The sequence below is a fragment of the Arthrobacter sp. H14 genome, from assembly GCF_000520495.1.
Taxonomy (GTDB): domain Bacteria; phylum Actinomycetota; class Actinomycetes; order Actinomycetales; family Micrococcaceae; genus Arthrobacter_C.
In genome coordinates, this window is record NZ_KI914630.1 from 43,818 (window position 1) to 47,118 (window position 3,301).

Here is a 3,301-nt window from a genome sequence, read left to right on the forward strand (position 1 = left end):
GGCCGCAATAACACTGTCACGGTTTAGCCGCCGTTGCCGCCGTGGGGCAGAATAATCACACAACATCACCAGAGGCGCAGGTCTGCGCCGTGCCCCCAATATTCTGGAGCCTTCGACGTGAACGAGACCACGAATTTGAACATCCCGCGCGATCTGCTGCCCAAGGATGGCCGCTTCGGTGCGGGACCGTCGAAGGTCCGCGCCGAGCAGATCCAGGCGCTCTCCGAGGCCGGAAGCACGCTGTTGGGAACCTCGCACCGGCAAGCTCCCGTGAAAAACCTGGTCGGCAGCGTGCGTGAAGGCATCAGCCAGCTGTTCCAGGCGCCGGACGGCTACGAGGTGATTCTCGGCGTCGGCGGCTCGACTGCTTTCTGGGATGCCGCCAGCTTTGGTTTGGTGGAGCAGAAGGCGCAGCATCTGTCCTTCGGCGAGTTCGGCTCCAAGTTCGCCACCGCCACGGACAAGGCGCCGTTCCTGGAATCGTCCTCCATCATTGAGTCCGTGCCCGGCACCCGTCCGGTTCCGCAGGCTGAGGCCGGCGTGGACGTCTACGCCTGGCCGCAGAATGAGACGTCGACCGGTGTCGCCGCTCCGGTGCACCGCGTTGACGGCGCCGACGACGGATCGCTGGTGCTGATCGACGCGACGTCGGCCGCCGGCGGACTGGACGTGGATGTGAGCCAGTCCGACGTCTACTACTTCGCCCCGCAGAAGAACTTCGCGTCCGACGGCGGACTGTGGCTCGGTCTGTTCTCGCCCGCCGCGCTGGACCGGGCAGCGAAAATCACCGCCGATGGACGCTGGGTTCCGGACTTCCTGAACCTGTCCACCGCCATCGACAATTCACTGAAGAACCAGACCTACAACACGCCGTCGATCGGCACTTTGGTGACGCTCGATGCGCAGCTGAAATGGCTCAACGGCAATGGCGGACTGAGCTTTGCCACCGAGCGCACGGCGGATTCGGCGTCGCGGTTGTACAACTGGGCGGAGAATTCGCCGTCGGCCAGTCCGTTCGTGGCCGACCCTGCCGACCGCTCCAACGTGATCGTCACCATCGATTTGGACGGCACGGTTGACGCCGCCGCCGTCGCCAAGGCACTGCGGGCCAACGGCGTCGTCGACGTGGAACCGTACCGGAAGCTGGGGCGGAACCAGCTGCGCGTGGCCACGTTCGTGGCGATCGAGCCCGACGACGTCTCCGCACTGATCAACTGCATCGACTACGTGATCGAGAACCTGCGCTGACTGCCCGCCGCAGGAAGCCAGCAGAAAATTAGCTGCCGTCGTAGGAAATATGCAGCTTCCGGGAAGCCGAGCGGTCGAAATGGATCCGCAGGTGCTTGGTGCGGGTCATCCAGACCAGCCCGACGACGGCGGCCACCAGTCCTGATGCGGCAGCGACACCGAGCGCCCATCTCGGGCCAAGGACGTCGGCGACGACGCCAACAATAGGAGCGCCGATCGGTGTGCCGCCCATGAAGATCGCCATGTACACCGCCATCACGCGCCCGCGCATGACGGGGTCCGTCGTCGTCTGCACGTAGGCGTTGGCGCTTGTCATCAGGGTCAGCGCGAAGAGGCCGACTGGAATCAGCGCGATGGCGAAGACCCAGTAGTTCGGGGCCAACGCCGCGAGGCCGCACGCCAGGCCGAAGGCTCCCGCAGCGCCGAAAATGAACCGCAGCCGCGGCCTGTCCCTCCGCGCCGCCATCAGCGAACCGACGACCGATCCGACAGCCATGACCGAGGAGAGCAGACCGAAAGCGTCCGCCCCTTCACCGAATTCGGTCCGGGCCATGGCGGCGATGAACAGCGCGAAATTGAGGCCGAACGTGCCGACGATGAAGATCGCAGTCAGCACCACGATCAGGTCGGGCCGGTAGCGGATGTAGCGGAAGCCCTCACGGATGCGGCCCTTGCCCTTGGGCGATTTCGGCAGCTTCCGCAGGGACGCCGAGCGGATCTTCAGCAGGGCCGTGATCATGGCGACGAAGGTGAAGACGTTGATGATGAATACCCAGCCGGGTCCGACCGCCGCGGTCAGCAGACCTGCTATCGCCGGGCCGAACATCCGTGCCCCGTTAAAGGAGGCGCTGTTCAGGGCGACGGCGTTGGAGAGGTAGTCGTCGCGGACCAGCTCCGAGACGAAGGTCGTGCGGGCCGGGGCATCGATCGCCGCGACCAAACCGAGCGCCAGCGCAAACCCGTAGACGTGCCACAGTTCCGCGGCGCCGGTGATCACCAAAAGCCCGAGGGCCAGAGCAAGGAAGGCCATCGAAGACTGCGTTATCAGGACAAGTTTCTTGCGGCTGAACGTGTCGGCGATCAAGCCGGACCAGGGAACCAGCAACAGCTGTGGGCCGAGCTGCAGCGCCATCACGATCCCGAGTGCCGACGCGTTCTGGTCGGTCAGGATGTCGTATACCAGCCAGTCCTGGGCGGTGCGCTGCATCCAGGTGCCGATGTTCGAAACCAGCGCGCCGATGAACCAGATGCGGTAATTGAGGATGTGGAGGGACCGGAACATGGCTGTCCGTACCCTCCTCTTCCGTCAGCCGCAGCGCCGCGGCCCGGGGCGAGCCACCCACAAGGACCGGTGAGCTGCGTCAGTTATTTATCTGCAGATTGGCTCTCTTGTTTACTTTTGGCGTCCTCTTCGGCCTGGTCCGCTTCTTCCTGTTGTTTTTCCTCCGGCCGGACCCGCTTGGCCCACGGAACCCATTCCGGCGCCAGCACCGAGCGCTCCGACGGCAGCAGACCCACTTCGGAAACGGTGGCGAACTTGCCGCGCGGCACCCGGGTCAGGACGGCGAACCACTGCCAGCCGTCATAACCGGGCAGGTACGACTCGAACAGGTGGGTCACGACGCGGTCGTCTTCGGCTTTGACCCCTGCATATTCACCGATCTGGTCTTCAGGGGCAACTTCCAACAAAGCTCTACGGGCGGCGTCGACGTCGGCGGCCAGCAACGCGTCAAGCTTTGGCGCACGACGGCGTTTGGCCGGCTTGGCCGCTTCGGCTTCCGTTTCCGGACGCTGCTCAGGGCTTTCTTTGCCTGACCGGTCCGCTGGGCCGGCGTCGGCGGGATCTCTGTCTGGCGCTCCGTCACCGGGCACGCCGGAAGAGGCGTCTGGGGTGCCGGACGTATCACCTGGCGTGCCGGAGGCGTCCAGCGTTGCCGTTCCGTCTTGGCCCTCGGCGCCGCGGACGTCCTCGGCTTCACCACCGGCGTTCCCACCTTCGGCGCCGGCTTCACCTGTGGCGGCTAACGGGGCTTCCGCAGCCTCTCCTGTGGCG

General features: G+C 65.2%; 3 protein-coding genes. 1 reads left to right on the forward strand and 2 read right to left on the reverse strand.

The annotated features are described in order from the left end of the window. Positions 1 to 117: 117 nt before the first annotated feature. The gene (gene serC, locus Y707_RS0104140; protein ID WP_026534145.1) at positions 118 to 1,248 is read left to right on the forward strand and encodes a phosphoserine transaminase; all 1,131 of its coding nucleotides are present in this window, start codon (positions 118 to 120) and stop codon (positions 1,246 to 1,248) included. Positions 1,249 to 1,276: 28 nt separating this feature from the next. Here the strand turns inward: serC and Y707_RS23320 are convergent, their stop codons facing one another. Together Y707_RS23320 and Y707_RS23325 are read right to left on the reverse strand one after the other, a co-directional pair. Continuing rightward, the gene (locus tag Y707_RS23320) at positions 1,277 to 2,530 is read right to left on the reverse strand and encodes an MFS transporter (RefSeq protein ID WP_035780247.1); all 1,254 of its coding nucleotides are present in this window, start codon (positions 2,528 to 2,530) and stop codon (positions 1,277 to 1,279) included. Between the two features lie 83 nt (positions 2,531 to 2,613). Next, positions 2,614 to 3,301: DUF3027 domain-containing protein (locus tag Y707_RS23325; protein ID WP_051441629.1), on the reverse strand; the 688-nt coding region annotated here is incomplete at its 5' end.